The following is a 248-nucleotide window of genomic DNA, read 5'->3' as shown; positions in this document are numbered from 1 at the left end:
CTAGCTCCAGCTCCGGCCCCGTGCTCGTCGCCGGCTTCGGCGCCCACGCCGCAGCCCCCACGGTCGACGTCGGCACGCACGCGGTGACGATGGGCGTCCTCATCGCCGTCATCGCCGTCGTCTGCTTCTTCCAGGTGCCCGTGCGGGAGGCCGCACTCGACCCCGAGGACCACGAGAAGCCCCCGTTCCGTCAGCGGATGCACATCGCACTCGAGGCCTGGCGCGAGCCGCGCACGTACCTGCTGGGA

General features: G+C 72.2%; 1 pseudogene. It reads left to right on the top strand.

Annotation, left to right across the window (positions count from 1 at the left end):
• Positions 1 to 248, top strand: a pseudogene (locus KVS71_RS18110) (MFS transporter); the annotation flags it as partial.

It is taken from the genome of Microbacterium sp. GbtcB4 (genome assembly GCF_019091465.1).
GTDB classification, from domain to species: Bacteria; Actinomycetota; Actinomycetes; order Actinomycetales; family Microbacteriaceae; genus Microbacterium; species Microbacterium paraoxydans.
The sequence above is the reverse complement of the archived record's forward strand: the minus strand, read 5'-3'. Positions and strand labels throughout refer to the sequence as shown.